The sequence below is a fragment of the Aureimonas sp. Leaf427 genome, assembly GCF_001425485.1.
Lineage (GTDB): Bacteria > Pseudomonadota > Alphaproteobacteria > Rhizobiales > Rhizobiaceae > Plantimonas.
Genome location: NZ_LMQW01000017.1, coordinates 12,533 through 34,028, shown reverse-complemented (window position 1 = coordinate 34,028; position 21,496 = coordinate 12,533). Strand labels below are relative to the sequence as shown.

Here is a 21,496-nt window from a genome sequence, read left to right as displayed (position 1 = left end):
GCCTTTCAAGGGTGCGAGACCGGCCAGTCAGCTTCCCGCTCTAATTTCTGACGTTCGGCGGACTTAGCATTTATCCCAAAACCCGCCGTTCCTTTATGCCGTCGCGATCAACAGATTTGGGTGGGAACCGGACTCGTCGGACTGTGCTCGGCGACCGACTACCCGACGGGACGCGGAAGGCGTGCTACTGCAACGGTGTCAAACAGTACGACGTCTGCTTCTTCGAGCGGCGTAGCTGACGGAACCACCGCGATCGACACCACGTTGAATCCCGGGCCGCCGATCACCACATTGTTTCGCAAGAATAACATCTTGCCGTCAGGTCATCAGCTTGCCCGTCTATGTCGCCGGAGGGGGCGGAACCCACCTCGAACCACGCGTCACCAGCCACTACCTCGCCGCGCTGATCGCGGAGGGCGGCGCGCGCGGCGTGCTTGGGACGGTCACGGCGGTGAAGACCCAGCAGTCGGAGATCGACGCGCCGCTGGACGACCTCGTCGTCGATGGCCGCCTGCCTGACGGCACCCCGACGCGGTTAGACCTGCAGGTCACCACCACGCTGTCGTTCACCGACAGCGACGACAAGTGGGCTGACATCGTCCCCCGCGCCTGGGCCACCTTCAGGCGGACCGGGTTCAATCCCGACACCGATCGCATCGGCGTCGCAGTCAGCCAGACCACGACGAAGCTGGAACGCAGCGTGCAGCCGCTCCTCGCGCGCGCCCGGCACGCGGCGGATGCCGCGCAGTACCGGAAGCGGCTCGCCGTCGCCAACGGTTCGAACAAGGACCAGCGCGAGTTCCAGCGCATCCTCGATGAGCTGATCCGAAAGCGGGAGGCGACCGCCACCGACGCGGACATCTTCGCGTTCATGAAGTCGCTGACGATCATCGCCTTCGACCTCGACCAAGAGGACGCGTCGCGCGACCGGCTCGCCTCCGTCGACCAGCTGGCTCCCGCCGTCGGCGGGCCCGACGAGGCGCGGCGCACTTGGAGCAGTCTCACGGCGATGGCCAGCCGCGTCATCCCGAGCGGTGGCGGCGTGGACCGCGCGACCGTTGCGCGCGAACTGCAGGTCGAGGGCGTGACCGTCGGTTCGGACCGGGCGCACGCGCGGCTCATCGACGCGCTGACCCAGGAATCGCATCACGCCCTGACGAGCATCAGGGACACGATAGGCGGACGGCGGATCAACCGCGACGTGGTCAACGGGCAGGTCCTCGACGCGCTGAGTGAGGTCAGGCTGGTGCGCGTCGTGGGCCAACACGGCGCGGGCAAGTCGGCGGTGCTGAAGCGGATCGCCCTCGACCAGCCGGCGGGCGCGCCAATCCTCGTGCTCCGCGATCTGCGGGTCACGGGAGGCGGCTGGCCGGCCCACGCCGCGAAGTTCGGCGCCGTCGTTCCCCTGACAACGACGCTGCGTGAACTCGGGCGTGGCGGTTCGCGCACGCTCTTCATCGACGGTGCGGACAAGATGGATGCCGCGACCCAGGTCACGGTCAACGACGTCCTGCGGACGATCGCCGACACCCCCGACCTAGACGACTGGCGGGTGGTCATGACGATGCGCGAGGAGAACGCGCAGCGTGTGGACGGCTGGCTGGATCCCGACGCGAACGCGAAGCTCAGCTCGCGGACCATCCGCGTCGAGGGCTTCGACGACGGTGAGGCGGTCGAGGCGGCCGAGGCGATATCGCTGCTGCGGCCGCTGCTCGCCGACGCGCGCAACTACGACACCGTCCTCCGGCGGCCGTTCTTCCTCGACGCGCTATCCCGCCTGCCGGTCGCCGGCGGTGCCGAGGTCCGGTCAGAGGTCGACCTCGTCGAGCTGTGGTGGGCCCACGGCGGCGCGGACGTCGCCGACTTCGCGCCGGCGCAGGGGCGCCGGAACGTGCTGCTGAAGTTGGGCGAGCAGCTTCTCATGGGGCCAGGTGCTCCGTTGGCGATCCGCGACATCGATCCCGTCGCGCTGGACGAGCTGCTCCGGTCGGGTGTGCTGCGGCACGTCGACGAGGGCAGCACCGTGGCGTTCAGCCACGACATCTACGAGGAGTGGGTGCTCGAGCGCGTCCTGTTCGACCGGCGCGGGGACATCGCGACCGCGGTTCGCGACGGGCACCAGGACCTGCAGCTCGCCCGGCCCCTCCAGCTCCTTGCGGCCCACCTGCTCGAGCGGTCGCAGGACGGCGACGCGTGGGCCGCCTTGCTGGGCGCGCTCGGGGCTGACGACCTGCGCGCTACCTGGAGCCGCGTCGTCCTTTCGGCCCCCGTCCGGTCAGTCCGCAGCGCCGAGATGCTCGACCGTATCGAGGACGCGCTTATGCGCGAAGATGGACGGCTGCTCATGCGCCTGATCCTGTCGGTCCGCACGACCGAGACCGTGCGCGACCTGCGCTTTCTTGACGAGACGCAGTTCCCCGACCTGACGGGCGATCAGCGCGAGCAATACGCCTCCGAGGCGGCCGGACCGCAGGTCGTGAGCTGGATACGCCTGATCACCTGGCTCGTCCCGCGACTGGGCACCCTTCCGCTGGTCGTCGACGCGGAGTTGGTGCCGCTGTTCGATTCATGGGTGCTAGCTTTGCCGGCGCAACTCGCGAGATACGCGCTCGTTCCGGATATCGCGGCCTGGGCCAAGGGGCGCCTCGGGGACGGCGATTCCGCCGGCAAGCCTGAACGCGGAGCCTGGACCGGACGCCGTGGCGATCGGGCACCCGTCCGAGCGCTGCTACTGAAATCCGCGGCGGGTGATCCGGACACCGTTCGGAGCTACCTCGCCTCGATCTCTGACTACGCCCTTGACCGCGTGAGGAAGCAGATCGTTGACGGGAGCGCCGGTCTCGCCGCATCGCTACCCGCCGAGACCGCGGACTTCGTCCGCCGGGCCTACCTGCTCGCCCATGACCGTCGGCGCAGCGATGGTTACTCCTCGGTCCGTGACCGCTCCGACGTGCTCGGCATCGGCGACGACCGCGACTTCTATCCGGCGTCGCCGTTGCGTCCGCCGTTCCTGCAGCTCCTGCGGACGGATGCCGATGTCGGCCTGGCGCTGATCCGCGACCTCTGCAACCACGCGATGGAGGGCTGGCGACGGTCTTGGCGCCAGCGGGGCGAGACCCCGATACCGATCACCATCGACCTCGGTGAGGGCGACGCCGAGTTCTGGGGCGATGACGGCACGTATCGCTGGTTCCGCGGCGGATCGCACGTCCACATCCTCGACACGGCGTTCCTGGCGCTGGACGCTTGGGCGCACGAGCGCCTTGAGGCCGGCGACCCGCTCGACGAACTCTGCCGGCGCATCGCGCGGGGCAACGAGTGCAACGCGGTCCTTGGGATCTGCGCCGGTCTGGTGCTTGCAAACTTGGGTAGCGCCGCGACGAGCACGGTCGCGCTCGCGATCGGCACGCATCCGGCGCTGTGGACATGGGACATCGGTCGGCAGGTCCTCGACATGGGGTCGCGGGCCAACGAGATGGGCTACTGGGGCGGGTCGGCCTTTCTCGCCGGCGCGCTCCGGACGCTCAACCGGCTTCCCCACCGCCAACGCACCGTGCGCGACCTTGCGCCGTTGCTGGCGGGCCTGGCGCCCGAAGAGGTGAAGGCCGCCTACGCGTCCGCGATCGCCACCTTCCTCGACCGTGTCCCTTACTCAACGGCCGAGGAACGGGACGACCCGGAACGCGCGGAAACGCGCCGCTCATCGTTCGAGGCGCTGCGCCAGCAGGCCGATCCGGCCAACCTCGTCCGCGAGGTGGTCGATGGCCGGGAATACATCTCGATTAAGCCGCCTTACGTCGAGGGCGAAGAGCACAAGGAGATGCTGGCCGGTCACGCGGCGCTCAATCGGGTCCTGCGGCTCTACCTCTGGGCTAGCGCCGCGGTCGAGAGCGGCGTGCCGGGTGGAGAGTTCACGCTGGACGACGCGTTCGACGAGATGGTGGCGCTGGACGAGGAGGACCTCTTCGACGAGATCGCCCCCATCACCGACATGACCCGCCACAATGCGCAGTCGGCGGTGTCGGCCACCGCGGCCGTGATCGCGCGGCACGCCGAGAACGAGTTGTGGGCGAAGTCGGAGGAGACCGTCGTCGGGATAACCCGGCGCGCGGCGACGATGGCCGAGGTGAAGGACGAGCTGTCGATCCGCAGCGCCCACGTTACGGCCCACCCGCCGGCGATGGCGGCGCACGCCTATGCCTCGCTCATGCGCCGCCAGCCCTCCAATCCGGAGTGGCGAGAGGGGCTGCTGCAGCTCGCGGTCGACCCGATCGAGAAGGTCGTCGAGGCGGTGTACGACGCCGCGCCGGTCTTCGCGAACACGGTGCCCGAGATGGTCTGGGCGTTGTTCTGCCTCGCCACGCGCCGTGCCGCCCGCTCGCACGACAGCGGCCACGGCCTCTACTGGTCGCGGGCCGAAGCCCATCAGCAGTCGGAGATGGCCGACGAGTTCGAGCGCGCGCTGGCGGCAGGTGAGACACCCAGTCCCGATCCGGCGCCGGCCTCGGCGGGCTCGCGGCCCAATCTCGACTACTACCGCTCCGACCTGCACTCCAACGCGTTCCGGCTCCCGATCCCCCCGATGCTCGCGCCGGGCACGCGCGATGCACTGATCGCCCACGCGACGTCCGCCCTGCACTGGGCGCTCGCCTTGCTCGGCGAGAGGGACGGGCGTGGGGACACGCCCTTTGAATGGCTGTTCGAGTTCGGCCAGTGGCTGGGGCGCCTGTGCGCTCTGCTGCCTGCGTCGGAAATCCGGACGCTCGTTATCGCGCGCGTCGATGCCGCGGCCCGCCGCGCTGGCGAAGAGGTCATGGACATGGTCGTGCGCAGCTTCCTGATCGACCGCATGCTGCGGACTGAGGCGCTCGACGCCGGGACGCTCGAGAGCTGGGATCTCCTTACCGGCTGGATCGTCGATCGGCCCGTGTGGGCGGGAGAACCGGTCGATGCGGGCCAGCACGAGCGGGGCCTAGCCGTGTCGTCCTTCTTCTGCGCGGCGTCCGGCGGCATGGTCTGCGGCGTCGATTCCGCGTGGCCAAATCTCAACGCGGTGATGCCGATGCTAGACCGCGCGGCAGCCGCCTTCGGCGCGGAGAAGACCGCGTTCAACGCAATGCTCGCCCTCATGCGCGCGAGGCCCGACCGCCTGCTGCCCGATCCCGGCCTCGGCTGGATTGGCCGGGTCGTGCGTGCCCGGAGGTCGAGCCTCGATTTCTGGGAATACGCGTCGAACGGCGAGAAGGTGGTCCTTCTCCTGCGGGAGCTGATCGCCGCGCGGGCGCTCGAGCAGCACCACCGCGAGATCGTGGTCGAGGTCTCGGACGCACTCATCGAATTGGGCGTGAAGGGCGCCGCGTTCCTGCAACAGGACTTGGTGAGGCATGCTAGGTGACCGCCGACGTCGACGACGATGGCGAGCGGATGGTCTGCGCCGAATGCATCGGCGAAGCCTTCCTGAGTGCCGGCGTGACGCGCCGCTGCGGTGAGGCGATTTGTTCGTTTTGTGGCGAGATGGCATCGGCCATGACCGTCGAGGAGCTCGCCGACGCGGTGGAAGCAGCCTTTTCCGTCCACTACTACCGGACCACGGACCAGCCGGACGCGTTCGAGTCCGCGATGCTCGCCGACCAAGAATCGGATTTCGAGTTCGAGCGACGCGGGGAGGATGTCCTGTGGGCGATCGCAGGCGCCGCCGAGGTGTCGGAAGAGATCGCGGAGGAGGTCCTCGAGATACTTTCGGAGCGGCACAGCGACTTCGACTCCGCCGCGGCCGGCGAGGAGTGCGAGTTCGATCCGGAGAGCCGTTACGAACAGCGCGGCCCGGACGACGTCGAGTATCAGCTCGAATGGCGCAGCTTCGAGCAGTCGCTTCGGACTGAGACGCGCTTCTTCAACAAGGAGGCGGAGTCGCTCCTTGGGCGGATCTTCGATGGCGTTGGCAGCCTGACCACGGGAGATGGCCGTCCGGTCGTCAGGCTGGCAGGCCCCGGCGAGGAACTGAGCGGTTTTCACAGGGCGCGGGTGTTCCATGGCGATGCGCGGCTGGCGCTGGCGCTCGAGCAGCCGGTGCGCGAGCTTGGGCCTCCGCCCAACGAGATCGCAGTCGACGGGAGGATGAACGCGCGCGGCGTTTCGCTGTTCTACGGCGCGACCGACCCGGCGGCGGCGTTGGCGGAGGTTCGCCCCCCTGTCGGCAGCCGCGCGCTGGTCGGCAGGTTCGACGCCGTCCGGCCCCTGCGGCTGCTCGATATCAACGCGCTGCGGTCCGTCTACATCGATGGGAGCGTGTTCGACTCCGGCTACATGGGCCGCCTCGAGCTCGCGAAGTTCCTGAAGAGCCTGAGCGGGCGCATGACCATGCCGGTGATGCCGGACGACGAGAGGTCCGAGTACCTGATCACGCAGGCGATCGCCGACTACCTTGCGTCGAACGTGGAGTTGGATCTCGACGGACTGCTGTATCCGTCGGTGCAGCGCGCAGGAAGTTACCACAACGTGGTGCTGTTCCGGAGAGCGTCAAAGGTCGAGCCGGTGGCGTTGCCCGACGGGACGGTCGTTTCGGCGAGCCTGGGCGAGATGGACGAGGACGGGTGGTCGCCGGGCTACTCGGTTTCGGAGGTCGTTCCACCGCCGAATCCTCCGGCTCCACCCCGGCCGGAGCCGCTGTTCTGGGAAGGCCCGTTCATCGATCCCTTCGCCACGCCAGATGACGACCGGGACCCAGCGCTGCGCCTGGAGGTGGACAGCCTAACCGTACACGAGGTCGCGGCGGTCCAAATCGTGACCAAGGCGACCCAGGTGACCCGTTACCGCAGTCAACGCCGCACGTTGGACATTTGACTTCGTGGCCTCGTGCTCGACGATGGCGGGGTCCCTCATGCACTTCGCTGGATCGTCATGGTCGCTCGAGCACCTGAGCATGAAGCGGAGCCAGCAGGGGTGAGCGCCACAGGGAGAGTTCGGGCTGGCTTAGGTGCGGCGCCCGTTCTACCTTCGTTCGCATGAGCGACGACCGAATCGAGGAGGGCGGCACCGAGAAACGGAAGCGACCGCCAACGCCTTCCTTGTTCATGCGCGAGATGCGGCCCGAACTCTACTCGGACACCGTTGACCGTCCGCTCTACGTCCTCGACCGCGCCATGCTCGAGTTCCAACTCGAGACCATGACGGCGCGCAACGAGCACCAGCGCTTCGAGATATTCTGCCGCAAGCTCTGCCAGCGCGTGATCTGCCCGCACATCCGCCCCCAGAGCGGGCCCGAGGGCGGCGGCGATGGCAAGACCGACGCCGACACCTTCCCCGTTGCAGAGGCGATCGCCGATCTCGGTTATGTCGGCAGTCCCGGACCCGACCGCGACGACTGGGGCTTCGCTTTCAGCGCGATGAAGGACTGGAAGCGCAAGGTTGTGAAGGACGTCGCGGGCATCGCCGGGACCGGCCGCAAGCTCGAGCGCGTCTACTTCGTCACGAGCCAGCCCGCACGTGCGGCCGACCGCGCCCGCATTGAGGCCGAGCTAGAGGCTGCCCACGGCATGCCGGTGAAGATCCTCGACCGCGCGTGGATCGTCGAAGAGGTGATCGACAGGGAGCGCAAGGACATCGCGCACGACTATCTGGGCGTTGGCCAGGTCGTGTCCGATCCGATGCGCATGGGACCGGAGGACTACTCGAGGCGCCGCCGCCTGGAGGACGTCGAGCGTGCGTTGGCCGATCCGTCCTCGTTCGAGTGCATGGAGCGCCAGCTTGTCACCGAGGCGATGGTCGCGGCGCAGCTGTCGCGCAACCTCGAGCTGCCGCGCCACGAGACGGATGGTCGACACGCCCGCGCGATCCGGCTCGCCGTCAAGCACGGGTCCGCGCGGCAGCAGCTAGAGGCGCGGCACGATGCGCTCTGGACCGCCTTCTGGTGGTTCGACGACGCTGCGGCGGTGTCGGATGGCTACGCCGGCATCGAGGCGGAAGCCCTCGGCGCCGACCACGCCCGCAACATCGAGTTCCTTGTCCAGCTCCACCAGTTGCTGGTAAACGCGGTGCTCTACCGCATGCTATCACCGGATGCTGCCGACCTTTCGGCGCGGTCTGACCGGCTGGAGGCCGCGTTGGAGGCGATGACGCGCGACGAGGGGCGCCCGAACCACCGCCTTGAGGCTCGCACCTCGCTCGCGGTCGTCCGCCTCGGTCGCTACTTCGCCGAGGGCAGGACGGGTGAACTGCCTGCCATCTGGGCAGAGCTGGGATCTATCCTCGACGAGGCCGCCGGCCTTGCGGAGTTCGATGCCGATCGCCTGGTGAGGCTGATCGACGTCGTATCCATCCCCGCAGGCCGCGATCCGACATACCGCGCCGTGGCAGAGCGGCTCGCCGATTTCGTGGCCAAGCGCACGTCCGACGCGGAAGGTGCGCTCATCCTCCTCCGGCAGGCTCTCCGGCTAGACTTCAAGGAGCGCTGCGAACGTATCCGGCTGCTGGGTCGCGCGGCGGTCCGTCTCGCCAAGCGCGAGCATGCCCAGCAGATGATCGAGGCCCATCAGCACCTTGCGATCGCCTACCGCGGGGCTGACCTGTTCTGGGCGTCGCGATCGTCACTCCTGATGGCGGCGGCCGGCCTTGCCGCCGAAGGTGAGGAGTCGAGCGAGTTGCCTGTCGGCTTCGTGCCGACGGTGAAGATCTGGGCCTGGGTGGCCCTCCAGCTGAGACTCGTGCCGGAGCTGATCCTCTCGTTCCGCCTGCTGCGCATGGCGCTCGCCACGCTGCCGCTCGATGAGGCGTCCAAGGCCAGGGTCACGGAAGGCCTGCAAGAGCTGGACGCCGGCTTCGGCAGCAACATCCTCAACATGACCGATGCCGAGGTCGCCTCGCTCTCGCGCGCGCCGGACGCGCTGGAGGAGGCCGGGATGCCCATCGCCCGGATGGTGCTGCTCCACGCCCTCGGCCATGAGGAGGTCCTCCGCGAGGACGAGGGCTACCGGGAGCTCGAGGCGGAAGGTGGGCTGCCGAAGTTCCTCGTGCTCCTCAAGGCTCAGCCGGTCTCGCGCGACCTCGTCGGCGGACTGGTCCTCAACTCGCCGGCAGGCCAAGTCCTCGAGACGTGCATCTGCGGACTGACAGTAGAGGTCGCGACCCCCGGTACTGATGCCGGGATCGTCACGGGACAGGCGCTGGTTGCTACGGTCGAGGCCATGCTGGCGACTATGATGGAGGACGGCGTCGGCCCGCACACCGAGCGGTTCCGTATCGACGTCGTCGAGACGGACGAGGACGGACCGAAGGTGCAGACCGATCCCAGGGGGATGCGCTCGATGGTTTCCTGGCCCAGGTCGCTGCCGGTCTGGGACTTTCCACGCCAACCAGACATCGGTGCGTTTCTCATACAGATCGTGGGCGAGATGCTGGCGGCCACCTTCGCGCTGCCGAACCTCAAGGACGCGCTGTGGCGCCTGTTCGACCGCGGCAACGCGCACGACAGGGTGTCCAGCGTCCTCGGCTCGCTCAGCGGGCTGCAGCGCATCGCCGGTCGCCCCGTTGTCCGCCTCGATGGCGGCGGCCGCGACTATCCCATGCGGGAGCGGCCGGCGGTGGAGGAGGTCGAGCCGGCAGGTCCAGCCGACGACGATGACGGCAGGCCCGCGCGCGGAATGACCGAGGACGGGCGCCCGACCGTTTCGCGGCACCGGGAGGTCAAGGTGCAGTCGGTCATCGATATGCACAGCTGGGACGCGGCCAGCTGGAAGGGCATCCTCTACACGACGCTCGGCGACGACGTTCCGCCGGTGTTCGCGCTCGCGTTTCTCGACCGTGCGGCCGCCCGCCGGATCTTCGAACGCTGGCGGGAGCGGTTCGGCACGAAGGACGTGAACCATGAGATCAGCATCTCGATCATCCGCAACCTGCCGGGCCATCCGTCGACGCACTACGCCATCCAGATAACCAGCCGACGACCGGACGACGGGGAGTGGGAGCGTGGCACGCTGTACCAAACGGTCTTCCGCATCCACGTCGTGGAGCCGGACGACGACGTGAACCTGGAAGGTTTCCTGACGAGGCTCCGCGCGGCCGGCTGCTTCATCCTTGCGCCCGCCGTGATCTCCGGCCAGGAGCCGGACCTGCTGACCGACCTCGTCATACTCAAGAGGTTCATCAACGTGGTCGACGCGGCCGATGTGGCGGAGCACGACATCGAGCACGTGGGGCTCCAGACGATCGCGAGGCGCGACGCCGGATGAACGACCATGTCGCTGCATACGACGCGCAGTCCGAGCGGCTGACCGCGGAATACGAGGCTCTCGACCCGTCGGGATACCGCGCCACCTACTCGACGCTGCTTCCGTCCGGTCCAGGCCTTCTGGCGCTCGACGTGGGCGCGAGCTTCGGGCGCGAAGCTACTTGGCTGGCGGTTATTGGGTTCGAGGTCGTCGCCGCCGAGCCCTCGTCATGGATGCGCGCCGCGGGCATGGTCGACGCGGAGATGCGCAACAAGGTCTTCTTCCAGAAGTTGGGGATCTGATGAGGACCGCCGTGCGTGGATTGAGCGATGCCGACGTGCGGGCGCAGCGGCGAGGCCTAGTAGCATGAACGCGGCCGCTTGGATCACGCTCGGCCTGGGCATCGCCACGATCTTGGCGAGCGGCGTCACGTCTGCCTTCGTCACTAGCCGGCTGAATCGGAGCAAGGACCGCTTCGAGTTCCTGCGGGGAAAAGCGGAGACGCTTTATCTCGCGGTCGACCAGTACGCGAAGGTCCTCGGCCAGCATGCGCTCACCTACTATCCAGTGCTTCGCGGGAAGATCGACTGGAACCAGATGCTGGACCTTCAGATAGCCAGCGGCTCGAACCCGGGGAAGCACGAGGGCGCAGAGGTGATGGAGATGCTGGTTGCCCTCTACTTCCCCTCGGTCAGGCCCGCGTTGGACGAGTTGTTCGCCGCGCGCGACGCCTTCAACGAAGTCACTCACGCGATGAAGCGCGACTACAGGCGGTACGGCGAAGTTCCTGCTCAGGAGCATGGCACCAAGTTCCAGCGGGCGGTCGAACTCATGAACGAGCGCGGCGAGGCATTGCAGCGCGCCGTCGTCGAGACGGCACGCTCGACGGTCGGTACCAAGATCGCCTGATCGTCATCGTCGCAAACCACGCCACACGAACAGACGCTGAACGTCGGCTTCCGGCAAAAGCTGACGCTGAACCTGTGGCCTCGGAATGACGGGTTTGTCCCAAGGTCCGACGATCAGTTGGCCGCCTCGTCAGGCGGCGAGAGCGAGAGGCGGCCGGGACGGGAGCGAGCCGGTGCGGGTCGAGAGAGCACCGCGCGGCTCGCCTCCATCCCGCTCTCCCGGAGAACCCGATGACCGCTTCCGCTTCTGTCGCTGTGAACGTCCCGCTCATCGCCGACCTCGTCTCCGACGAGCGCCGCATGGACTTCCTGCCGGCGCTGTTCGGCTTGCCGCTGCTCATCGTCGGCGAGCACACCGTCTATCATTTCCTGGATCGGCTCAGCCCCGACTACGGCGGCGGGTTCTGGGACTTCCTCGAACGGGACGGCACGCCGCTCTACCTGCGCCCGGCGTCGGACGGTCGGTTCCGCATCCACTGCACGACCAACGACTACGAGGGCGAGGTGTCGGCAGACGCCGCTGGGATCATCGCGACGCTGTTCGCCTTCTCGCACCTGTCGTTCCGAGACCGCTCCGACCGCATGGCGAACGCCTATGCGCGCCTCTACGCGTTTGCGGCCGACCACGCGGAAGCGCGCGCGATCTTGGGCGCGATCGACTGACGCCCGCCGTTCCCGACCAGCGCGCCGCCGTGACGGTGGCGCGCTTTTCCTATGCCGGGCGGGCGAGAGTCCGAGCGGGGCCGGAAGGGGGTGAGCCCCGGCGGATCGAGAGAGAGCGTCAGCGGGGTTCGTCCTGTCTCAGCTCTCCCGAGGTTCCCCCATGAACGTCATGTTGCCCGTCACCGCACCGATCGCGCCGGCTTCGCCTGGCCCCGATCCGGCAGCGGACATCCTCGCAGCCGCCCGCCAGATCCTGCCCCGCCTCGAACGCGGTGAAACCGTCGATGCTGCCGCCCTTCGAGTGGCGATGGAGAGTGCCTTCGGCGCATCCGACGCGACCGGCGCCTGGGACTGGAAGGCTGCCTACGGGGCGTGCGAAGTGGCGACCGTCCTGTTCCTGCGCAAATACGGAACGGCGCTGTTCCGTAAAGCCGTGTCTCCGGCTTCGCGCCTTTGCGTCCTGGCGAAGGTGCTGGCGCTCCTGCCGACGCACACCCGCCGATCGGAGGAAGCGCAGGCGTTCCAGCAGTTCTCGACGCCGTTGCCGCTCGGGCTGGCGGCACTGACCGCAGCCGCGATCGTGCCCGCCGACCGTGTGCTGGAACCGTCCGCCGGCACCGGCCTTCTCGCCATCCTTGCAGAGACGGCCGGAGCGTCGCTGATCCTCAACGAACTGGCGGACACGCGCGCCAGCCTGCTCGCCTCGCTGTTTCCGGCCCTCACGGTCACCCGCTTCGACGCGGCGCAGGTCGACGATCATCTCGATCCAGCGGCGGTGCCGTCCGTGGTGCTGATGAACCCGCCTTTCTCGGCGATGCCGAATGTCTCCGGCCGCGTTCAGGATGCAGGCTTCCGCCACATCGCCTCGGCGCTCGCGCGTCTCGCCGAGGGCGGACGCCTCGTCGCGATCACCGGCGCGAACGTCGGTCCCGACATGCCGGACTGGCGCGACGCCTTCGCCGGGCTTCAGGCCAGCGGTCGCGTGGTGTTCACCGCGACGATCGCCGGTTCGGTCTACGCGAAGCACGGCACGACCTTCCCGACGCGGCTCACCGTCGTCGACAAGGTGCCCGCCGACGATCCGACGAACTTTCCGGTCTCGCCAGGCAGGGCACCCGACGCCGCCACGCTGCTCGGCTGGATCGAGGCGAACGTGCCGCCGCGTCGGCCTGTCTTGCTGCCAGCGGTGCCGGTCGCGGCGACGGCCGCGCCGCGCGGTGTGACCACCTGGCTGCGGAACCCCTCAACCGCGCCGGTCGCCACCACTCGCCGGCCGCAGCACGCGACGCTGGACGTCGAGGGCGTACCGCTCGCCTACGAGACGATCGACTGGACGCCGCCCGAGAGCGCGAACCTCACCGACGCGATCTACGAGACCTACGGATTGCAGTCGATCCGCATCCCCGGCGCGCAGCCGCACCCGACGACGCTCGTGCAGTCCGCTGCCATGGCGTCGGTGGCGCCGCCCCGGCCCGGCTATCGTCCGACCCTGCCGAAGGACATCCTCGCCCGTCTGTCGGAGGCGCAGCTGGAAACCGTGATCTATGCCGGCGAGGCGCATGCCGCCCATCTCGCCGGGTCCTGGATCGTGGACGAGACGCTCGATCTCGTTTCCGCCGCGCGCGACGACGCCGGGAACGCCGTGCGCTTCCGCCAGGGCTTCATGATCGGCGACGGCACCGGCGTCGGCAAGGGACGCGAGTCCGCCGCCATCATTCTCGACAACTGGCTGCAGGGACGGCGCAAGGCGGTCTGGATTTCCAAGTCCGACAAGCTGATCGAGGACGCCCAGCGGGATGTCGCCGCGCTCGGGCTGGAGCGGTTGCTGGTCACCCCGCTGTCGCGATTCGCGCAAGGGCGGCCGATCACGCTGCCCGAAGGCTTTCTTTTTACCACCTATGCCACGCTGCGCTCCGACGACCGCGGGGAGAAGCTTTCGCGCGTCAGGCAGATCGTGGAATGGCTGGGCTCCGACTTCGACGGAGTGATCGTCTTCGACGAGAGCCATGCCATGCAGAACGCCGCGGGCGGCAAGGGCGAGCGCGGCGATGTCGCCCCCTCGCAGCAGGGGCGCGCGGGCCTGCGCCTCCAGCACGCTCTGCCGAACGCGCGCATCGTCTATGTCTCGGCGACCGGCGCGACCAGCGTCCACAATCTCGCCTATGCGCAGCGCCTCGGCCTCTGGGGCGGCGAGGACTTTCCCTTCGCGACCCGCGCGGAATTCGTCACCGCGATCGAGGACGGGGGTGTCGCGGCGATGGAGGTGCTGGCGCGGGACCTGCGCGCGCTCGGTCTCTACACCGCTCGCTCGCTGTCGTTCGACGGCGTCGAATACGAGTTGGTCGAACATGCGCTGACGGATGAGCAACGCCGCATCTACGACGCCTATGCCGACGCCTTCGCCGTCATCCACAACCATCTGGACGCCGCGATGCAGGCGGCCAACATCACCGGCGCGCCCAGTGGCGGTGGCGTCACGCTGAACCGGCAGGCGAAGTCCGCCGCCCGCTCGGCCTTCGAAAGCACCAAGCAGCGCTTCTTCGGCCATCTCCTCACCGGCATGAAGACAGTGACGCTGATCCGCTCGATCGAGGCGGACCTGACCGCCGGACACACCGCCGTCGTGCAGATCGTCTCGACCGGCGAAGCGCTGACCGAACGCCGGCTCGCCGAGATCCCGACGGAGGAATGGAACGACGTTTGCGTCGACATCACGCCGCGTGAGTACGTCCTCACCTACCTCCAGCATTCCTTCCCGGTGCAGCTCTACGAGCTCTACACCGACGCCGAGGGCAACATGTTCTCGCGGCCCGTCTTCCGCGACGGCCAGCCGGTCGAAAGCCGCGAAGCCGTCCGGCGGCGCGACGACCTGATCGAACGGCTGGCCTCGCTCGATCCCGTACCCGGCGCTCTCGACCAGATCGTCCAGCACTTCGGCACGGAGGTCGTGGCCGAAGTCACCGGCCGCTCGCGCCGCATCGTGCGCAAATCCAGCACAGGCGGGCACGACCGGCTGGCGGTCGAGAACCGCGCCGCCTCCGCCAATCTCGCCGAGACGGCCGCCTTCATGGACGACGCCAAGCGCGTGCTGGTGTTCTCGGACGCTGGCGGCACCGGCCGCTCCTACCATGCCGAACTGTCGGCGCGGAACCGGCGGCTGCGTGTCCACTATCTGCTGGAGCCCGGCTGGAAGGCGGATGCCGCGATCCAGGGCCTTGGCCGGACCCATCGCACCAATCAGGCGCAGCCGCCGCTCTTTCGCCCGATCGCGACCGACGTGAAGGCGGAGAAGCGCTTCCTCTCTACCATCGCTCGGCGGCTCGACACGCTCGGCGCGATCACCCGCGGGTCGCGGCAGACCGGCGGTCAGGGGCTGTTCCGTACCGAGGACAATCTGGAAAGCCCCTACGCCCGCGCCGCTCTGCGCCAACTCTACCTGCTGCTCATGCGCGGTCGTATCGAGGGCTGCTCGCTCGAGCGTTTCGAAGCGGCGACCGGGCTGGAACTGATGGATCGCTCCGGCGGCATCAAGGACGAACTGCCCCCGATCACCACGTTCCTCAACCGCCTGCTGGCACTCACCATCGGACTTCAGGGCATCCTCTTTACCGCCTTCGAACAACTCCTCGCCGCCAAGGTTGAGGGCGCGGTCGCGGCCGGCATCTACGATGTCGGGTTGGAGACGCTGACGGCGGAAAGCTTCACCGTCAGGGATCGGCAGACGATCTACAGCCATCCGCGCACCGGTGCCGAAACGCGCCTGTTGACGATCACCGAGCGCCGCCGGAACCGGCCGGTGACGGTCGAAGAGGCGCTGTCTCGGCTTGGCGAGCGTCATGCCCGGCTGCTCGTCAACGAGCGATCGGGCCGGGCCGCCATGCAAATGGCCGCGCCCTCGCTGATGCTCGACGATGGCGAGATCGAGCGCCGGGTCCGCCTCGTCCGGCCGATGGAAGCACTTGGCATGCCGCTCGGCGCGCTCGCCGAGAGTCACTGGATGGAGGCTGACCGCACCGCCTTCGCCGCCGCCTGGGAAGCCGAACTGGCCGAAGTGCCGGAGTTCGCGGACTCGATCTTCCACATGGTCGCGGGGCTGCTGCTGCCGATTTGGAAGCGGCTTCCGGACGAGTCGACGCGCGTCTATCGGCTCCAGACCGACGAAGGGGAGCGCATCATCGGTCGCCGCGTCTCGCCCGCTTGGGCGATCAACGCTCTGGCCATTGGAACGCCGAAGCTGACGCCGGACCAGGCCTATGCCGCGCTGGTCGAGGGCCGGACGATCCTCGACCTTGCCGAGAAGCTTCAGCTCCGCCGCGTCCGGGTGATGGGCGGCGAGCGGATCGAATTGACGGGCTTCACCCAGGCCATGCGCGAGCGGCTGCGCGCCTATGGGCTCTTCACCGAGATCATCTCGTGGAAACTGCGCTTCTTCGTTCCGGTCGGCACGGATGGGCCGGCGGTGCTCGCCCGGCTGCTCGACACATACCCGGTCGAGCACGTCGCCGAGCGGGAGGCGGCGTGATGGCCCGCCTTGACGCTTCCGAACTGGCGCAGCGTCTCGGCCGGCAGGCCGAGGCGGTGTGCCGCCACTATCTCGGAAACGGCCGCCGGCAGGGCCACTACTGGCAGGTCGGCGATGTCCGCAACACGCCGGGCCGCTCGATGTTCGTGCGACTGCGCGACACGCCGAAGGGACCGGCGGGCAAGTGGATGGACGCCGAGAGCGGCGAGCATGGCGATCTCCTCGACGTGATCCGCGAGGCGCTTGGCCTGATCGACTTCGCCGACGTAGCCGAGGAAGCCCGATCCTTTCTCAGCCTGCCGCATCCCGAACCGGAACCGGCAAGGCAGCACACGGCACCAGCACCATCGGGTTCGGTCGAGGCGGCGCGGCGGCTGTTCGCCATGGGCAGGCCGATCAGCGGCACGATCGGCGAAACGTGTCTGCGCCGACGCGGCATTACGGCTCTGCACGGAACCGACGCCTTGCGCTTCCATCCGCGCTGCTACTACCGCCCCGACGACGGCCCGACCGAGACATGGCCGGCGCTGCTCGCCCGCATCACCGATCTTGCCGGCCGCCAGACCGGCACGCACCGGACCTGGCTCGCCCCCGACGGCTCCGGCAAGGCGCCGATCGACACGCAGCGCAAGGTGATGGGCGACCTTCTCGGACACGGTGTCCGGTTCGGGATCGGCTCGGAGGTTCAGGCCGCCGGCGAGGGCATCGAGACGATGCTGTCCGTTCGCTCAGGTCTGCCCGACCTGCCGGCAGTGGCGGCGCTCTCCGCCGCCCATCTCGGCTCCCTGCTGCTGCCCGACACGCTGCGCCGGCTCTACGTCGCCCGCGACAATGGCGAGGCCGGCGAGGCGATGGCGGCGACATTGGCGGCCCGAGCGGAGGCGGCCGGGATCGAGGCGGTGGTGCTGGTTCCGACGCTCGGCGACTTCAACGATGATCTCGTCGCGTTCGGCATTGAGGGGCTGCGGACGGCGCTCCGCACGCAGATCCTGCCACAGGACGTCGCACGCTTCATGGTGTTGGCAGCCTGAACGCAGGGAGGGGAGATCGGCAGATCGGGCACGTGGTCATCGTGGCGGGACGGCTGTTCTCCCCTGCGGTCGTAGAGAGCAGCGACACCGGCCTTCCGCAGAGGGCGAACGGCCGTCAAACGGCCCGCCCCGGCAATGGCTGCGGCCGACGATTTTCCGCCGCGCGCGAGCGCGCTTTGCATCGCGAAGCAAAATCGCCGGCCTCGCCATCCTCCGCTCACGCTTCGGCCCGGTCGCTTCGCGCCGGGTGCAGGGCCGGGCCGCCCGACGGCTGTCGTCGCCATGGAAGGCCGCGGGCGTCGCGGTCACGACCGGCGAAGGAACAGCCCCATGGCCCGCCACGACATCGAACCCGAACACGAAGCCTCCTCCACGCACCACGTCCTCCAGGAACTCCAGCTCTACGGCTACCGCCCCTTCCAGGACGAGCCGGACCCCCGCCCGCTCCCCGAGGGCACCGACGTCGCCGGCATGATCGCGGAGATCTTCGACGCCATCGCCGGAACGTTGCAGGACACCCGTCTCGAACCCGATCTCGACGATCTCCTCTGGTCCACCGTCAACGTCTTCCATCGCGCCACGATCCGCATCGAGCGCGAACTGGACGACAACGAGCAGGCGCAGCGCCGCGGGCAGCGCGAGCAGGATGGCAGCGAGGTGAAGTCGGTCGAGCTGGAGCGCCACGTCGCGGAAGGGCAGACGCTCCTCGAACGCCGCGACGCCTTCGAGCTGATGCGCGACCAGGCATCGGAAGCCTTCGAGCGCCTGACCCGCTCACCCTGGCGCCCGCGTACCGGCTCGATGGTCAACCACCGCAACCTGACCGCCGCGATGATCGACAGCCGCGACTTCCTCGCCGCCAAGCGCCGCGCGGAAACCGAGGTCATGCTGCCGGTCGGACCGAAGATCGCCTTCACCGGCGGGCTCGACTGTTCCGACCATCAGCGCATCTGGGCCAGACTCGATCGCATCCACGCCAAGCACCCCGACATGGTGCTGCTGCACGGCGGGAGCCCCAAAGGCGCCGAACTGATCGCCTCGCGCTGGGCCGATCACCGCAAGGTGCCGCAGGTCGCCTTCAAGCCCGACTGGACGAAGCACGCCAAGGCCGCCCCCTTCAAGCGCAACGACGCGATGCTGTCGGTCCTGCCGATCGGCGTCCTCGTCTGGCCCGGCACCGGCATCCAGGACAACCTCGCCGACAAGGCTCGCAAGCTCGGCATCCCGGTCTGGCGGTTCGACACGGGCGGCGCGTGAGCGCCGCTCCACTCTCCTTTCGAGCCATCAGTTATGCGAAAACATCATCGAATTCAGCTTGTAGTAGAAGGCCGCTGGGAACAGACCACAGCGTTGACGAGAGATTTTCTACTCCATTGGCGTCGAACGCCAGTTTCGAGGCTTTACTCGTCCGGCGCTTGGGGGGGCAAGTTCTGCGCGCCTGCAACCTCCCCCGGAAGGGGTCCGCGTTCCATCTTGTCAAAGTGCATCTTCAATACTCTTGGCTCCGACTTCCGATCCTCTTGATCGAGGAACAATTCCGAATATCGAATGGGTCCTCGCGCCAGCCACGGCTGCATCATGTATAGGTGAGGATAGGGAGTGACGGGAATCGGCCTATCAGCCAAGGCGATATCCATTGCTGGGCAAGGCGGAAATATCTGATAGGTCCAGTTCCCGAACGCGAGGAAAAGCATCAAGTAAGGTGCATGAACCCCCTCCCTTCTCCTCATCAACGAGATGATCGGTTTGGGAAAAGGACTTGGTCCCGGAATGAACGTCTGGTAGCACCAATGCGCCTTGCCGCCGTACACCTTCCGCGATCCGACGTCACTTTCGCGCAACCAGACCCGTAGTTCCTCAAATCGTGACAGTTCCGTCTCTGGCAGGAGCGTAAAGGCAATTTTGGCGAGAGCCTTATATGCTCCTAGCGGCCGAAAGGGCTGCGTATCATACGTCGTGATAAACTGCGAGTTCGCGGCGTCGACAGTGAATACGCCCTCATCCATATATTGCTTGATGACAACCCCGTTTGGGCCGCGCTCGAAGCTGGATTTCTTCCCTTGTGGCTTCAGGGAGGCATAGCCCTTTCTCTTGGGAACTTGGCCAAGGGCTCGGTCGCCCATCGTCATCTTCGCCAGATCGTCCTCGAACTTGGAAAAGCGTTCGTTGCATTCGTTGCATTCGTACCGGCTGAAGAGGACCTTGTTGCCGACGAACGCGGGCACCACGTGTGCATCTTTAGAAAACTTGACCTCCGGCTTGGAGCGTTTGCAGAAGCGGCAAGTCGGTGGCTTGTCGCCGATCGTCTCGATGCTCTTCTTCGGATCGAGATCCCTGAAAATAAGCGTATCATAGTTTTCAGCATAGAACCGCATCATCTCAAGAGCTTGCGTCTCAACAAGGAAGCCTTGCTCAGCATCGTCACCTGTTTTGGTCATAGTCCTCTTCCCATCCGCCCGAGACGCCCGCGCGAGCGTTCATCGGCATCGAAGTTGCGGGCGGCTTGCTCAGATGTAGGCATGCAGATGGTTCCTAATCTGAAAAGAATCAGCCTCCAAGGCTTATGAAGCCTTTTACAGACTATGCCAGGACGCACGCCGATATTGATCTCCCGATTCTTGGCGGGCCGCCCCCGGCGGACGGCTCTATTCGCTGCGCGAACGGAGCCGGCAAGCCGTCTCCGCGCATACGCGTGACGATCCTCCCGCAGGACAACCCTCGACTTGTCGCGCAGCATCGCCGCTGTTGGGTTCGACGCGCCCTTGGGCTATGGCCGCGAAACGATTTCTCGCACAATTGAGGCTGAACGAGGAGATTCCCGACATGCGCGTTCCGATTGTCATCATCGGTCTCGGATCGATCGTCCTGTCGGGTTGCAGCGACTCGAAAAAGGCGAACGAGGTCAATTTCCAGACCGCGATCAACGCCCATCTCGCGAAGAGCCCATCCTGCATCGATCTGCCGACGAGTTCGGTGCAGCCGGCGGGCGCGAACCGTGGCTACATGGCGCTGCCGCTCTACTACGAAGTGCCGCAGCGGCCGGGTGCCGCGCAGGATCTGTTCCGGCGCCAGACCCGTCAGGTGAACGCGCTCGTGGCGGTCGGGCTGATGGAGGTGAAGGACTCGACGATCCCGCAACGCGGCATGTTCGCCGAGGACAGCCGGACGATCAAGGTCAAGGCCTATGACCTGACGGACAAGGGGCGGCAGGCGCTCGCCAAGCCCGGAGAGGGATCGCAGAGCACCTTCCTCTCGTCCCGCAACCGCCTTTGCTACGGGACACCGGACGTCGTCGAGATCACACAGTTCACCGAACCGGCCGATGCGATGGGCGTGTCACTCTCCCGTGTCGCCTACACCTACCGCCTCAAGGACAAGGCCGCATGGGCGACGAACCCGACCATGCTCGAAGCCTTTCCCGTGCTCAAGCGAACGACCGGTGACAAGGTCGAGGACAAGGCCGATCTCGTCCTCACCAACAAGGGCTGGGTCCATGCCCGAGACGCCAAGCTGTAGGCGCGTGGCAGAGCAGAATCGTGAAACCGGAAACCCGGCCTTCCGGCTCCACGGCTGGCTTCAGTCCGGCTCGCCGGTGACGGCGATGTATGCCGACCGGGCATAGTGGGCGAGCATGGTATCGCTCGGCGTCAGGCGATCGAGCAACGCCTTCATGTCCGCCTGGTCGGACAGCGACTGGAACGGGCCCGGCTGGCGTTCGATCGCGAGCACGGCGATGGCGAGCGCCTTCTTCACCAGATGCAAATCCCGATCCCTGATCTCCGCCATCGTCGCCTCCTTCCAGTTCGTCTCGATCGACCCTGGCCTTCATTCGCTACGAGTTCGTGACCTTCAGGCCTATCCGCACCAGTCGGGCTTGGGATGCCCGAGGGGCCATGGCTTCACGATGCCGCGCGCGACGAGATCCTGCCCGACATCGCGTCCGTCGAGCGTGACGCGCGCCACCGTCCGTCCGTAGCTCGCCCCCACGCGCTCTATCGAGACCGTCCGTCCCTTGAGATGGGCCACCGCTGCGCGGGTCGCGGCACGGCCGCGCTCGATCTCGGCGCGGCACTTCGCTCGATCCACTCGTGTCTCCGGCGCGTCGATCCCGGCGATCCGGACCCGCTCCCCGCCATCGAGACGAAACGTGTCGCCGTCGATCACCCA

13 protein-coding genes are annotated in these 21,496 nt (G+C 67.4%); 10 read left to right on the top strand and 3 right to left on the bottom strand.

The annotated features are described in order from the left end of the window. The first annotated feature begins 331 nt into the window (after window positions 1-331). The 9 genes from ASG62_RS12615 to ASG62_RS12575 all read left to right on the top strand — a co-directional run bounded on the left by ASG62_RS12615 (window position 332) and on the right by ASG62_RS12575 (window position 18,586). Window positions 332-5,395, top strand: coding sequence for a hypothetical protein (locus tag ASG62_RS12615; protein ID WP_056696257.1), 5,064 nt, complete (start codon window positions 332-334; stop codon window positions 5,393-5,395). Further along, entirely contained in the window at window positions 5,392-6,843 is a 1,452-nt protein-coding gene (locus ASG62_RS12610; protein WP_200944729.1) for an RES family NAD+ phosphorylase, read from the top strand. The genes ASG62_RS12615 and ASG62_RS12610 overlap by 4 nt, the downstream gene beginning before the upstream one ends. Before the next feature lie 161 nt (window positions 6,844-7,004). Then, on the top strand, window positions 7,005-10,226 hold the full coding sequence (locus tag ASG62_RS12605; RefSeq protein WP_156382113.1) for a tetratricopeptide repeat protein: 3,222 nt from the start codon (window positions 7,005-7,007) through the stop codon (window positions 10,224-10,226). After that, window positions 10,223-10,507, top strand: coding sequence for a hypothetical protein (locus ASG62_RS12600; RefSeq protein ID WP_056696261.1), 285 nt, complete (start codon window positions 10,223-10,225; stop codon window positions 10,505-10,507). The genes ASG62_RS12605 and ASG62_RS12600 overlap by 4 nt, the downstream gene beginning before the upstream one ends. A 64-nt stretch (window positions 10,508-10,571) precedes the next feature. Continuing rightward, window positions 10,572-11,114 carry a hypothetical protein gene (locus ASG62_RS12595; protein ID WP_056696262.1) on the top strand — a complete coding sequence of 181 codons (543 nt, stop codon included), beginning with the start codon at window positions 10,572-10,574 and terminating at the stop codon, window positions 11,112-11,114. A gap of 230 nt (window positions 11,115-11,344) precedes the next feature. Then, window positions 11,345-11,776 (top strand): antirestriction protein, encoded by a 432-nt coding sequence (locus tag ASG62_RS12590; protein ID WP_056696264.1) that lies wholly within the window; start codon window positions 11,345-11,347, stop codon window positions 11,774-11,776. Window positions 11,777-11,936: 160 nt separating this feature from the next. Then, entirely contained in the window at window positions 11,937-16,298 is a 4,362-nt protein-coding gene (locus ASG62_RS12585; RefSeq protein ID WP_056696266.1) for a strawberry notch family protein, read from the top strand. Further along, a complete protein-coding gene (locus tag ASG62_RS12580; protein ID WP_056696268.1) occupies window positions 16,298-17,329 on the top strand; it encodes a toprim domain-containing protein in 1,032 nt (343 codons plus the stop codon). The genes ASG62_RS12585 and ASG62_RS12580 overlap by 1 nt, the downstream gene beginning before the upstream one ends. 330 nt (window positions 17,330-17,659) lie before the next feature. After that, the gene (locus ASG62_RS12575) at window positions 17,660-18,586 is read left to right on the top strand and encodes a DUF2493 domain-containing protein (protein ID WP_056696270.1); all 927 of its coding nucleotides are present in this window, start codon (window positions 17,660-17,662) and stop codon (window positions 18,584-18,586) included. A 143-nt stretch (window positions 18,587-18,729) separates the two neighbouring features. Here the strand turns inward: ASG62_RS12575 and ASG62_RS12570 are convergent, their stop codons facing one another. Beyond that, window positions 18,730-19,767 (bottom strand): HNH endonuclease, encoded by a 1,038-nt coding sequence (locus tag ASG62_RS12570; protein ID WP_056696273.1) that lies wholly within the window; start codon window positions 19,765-19,767, stop codon window positions 18,730-18,732. 385 nt (window positions 19,768-20,152) lie between these two features. On the opposite strand from ASG62_RS12570, the gene ASG62_RS12565 reads away from it, so the two are divergent. Next, window positions 20,153-20,845, top strand: coding sequence for a hypothetical protein (locus ASG62_RS12565; protein WP_156382112.1), 693 nt, complete (start codon window positions 20,153-20,155; stop codon window positions 20,843-20,845). A 60-nt stretch (window positions 20,846-20,905) separates the two neighbouring features. On the opposite strand, the gene ASG62_RS12560 is transcribed toward ASG62_RS12565, so the two are convergent. Beyond that, window positions 20,906-21,115: a hypothetical protein gene (locus ASG62_RS12560; protein WP_056696277.1), complete on the bottom strand. Its 210-nt coding sequence runs from the start codon at window positions 21,113-21,115 to the stop codon at window positions 20,906-20,908. A gap of 69 nt (window positions 21,116-21,184) precedes the next feature. Beyond that, window positions 21,185-21,493 carry a thermonuclease family protein gene (locus ASG62_RS27220; RefSeq protein ID WP_056696278.1) on the bottom strand — a complete coding sequence of 103 codons (309 nt, stop codon included), beginning with the start codon at window positions 21,491-21,493 and terminating at the stop codon, window positions 21,185-21,187. Between the last annotated feature and the right edge of the window lie 3 nt (window positions 21,494-21,496).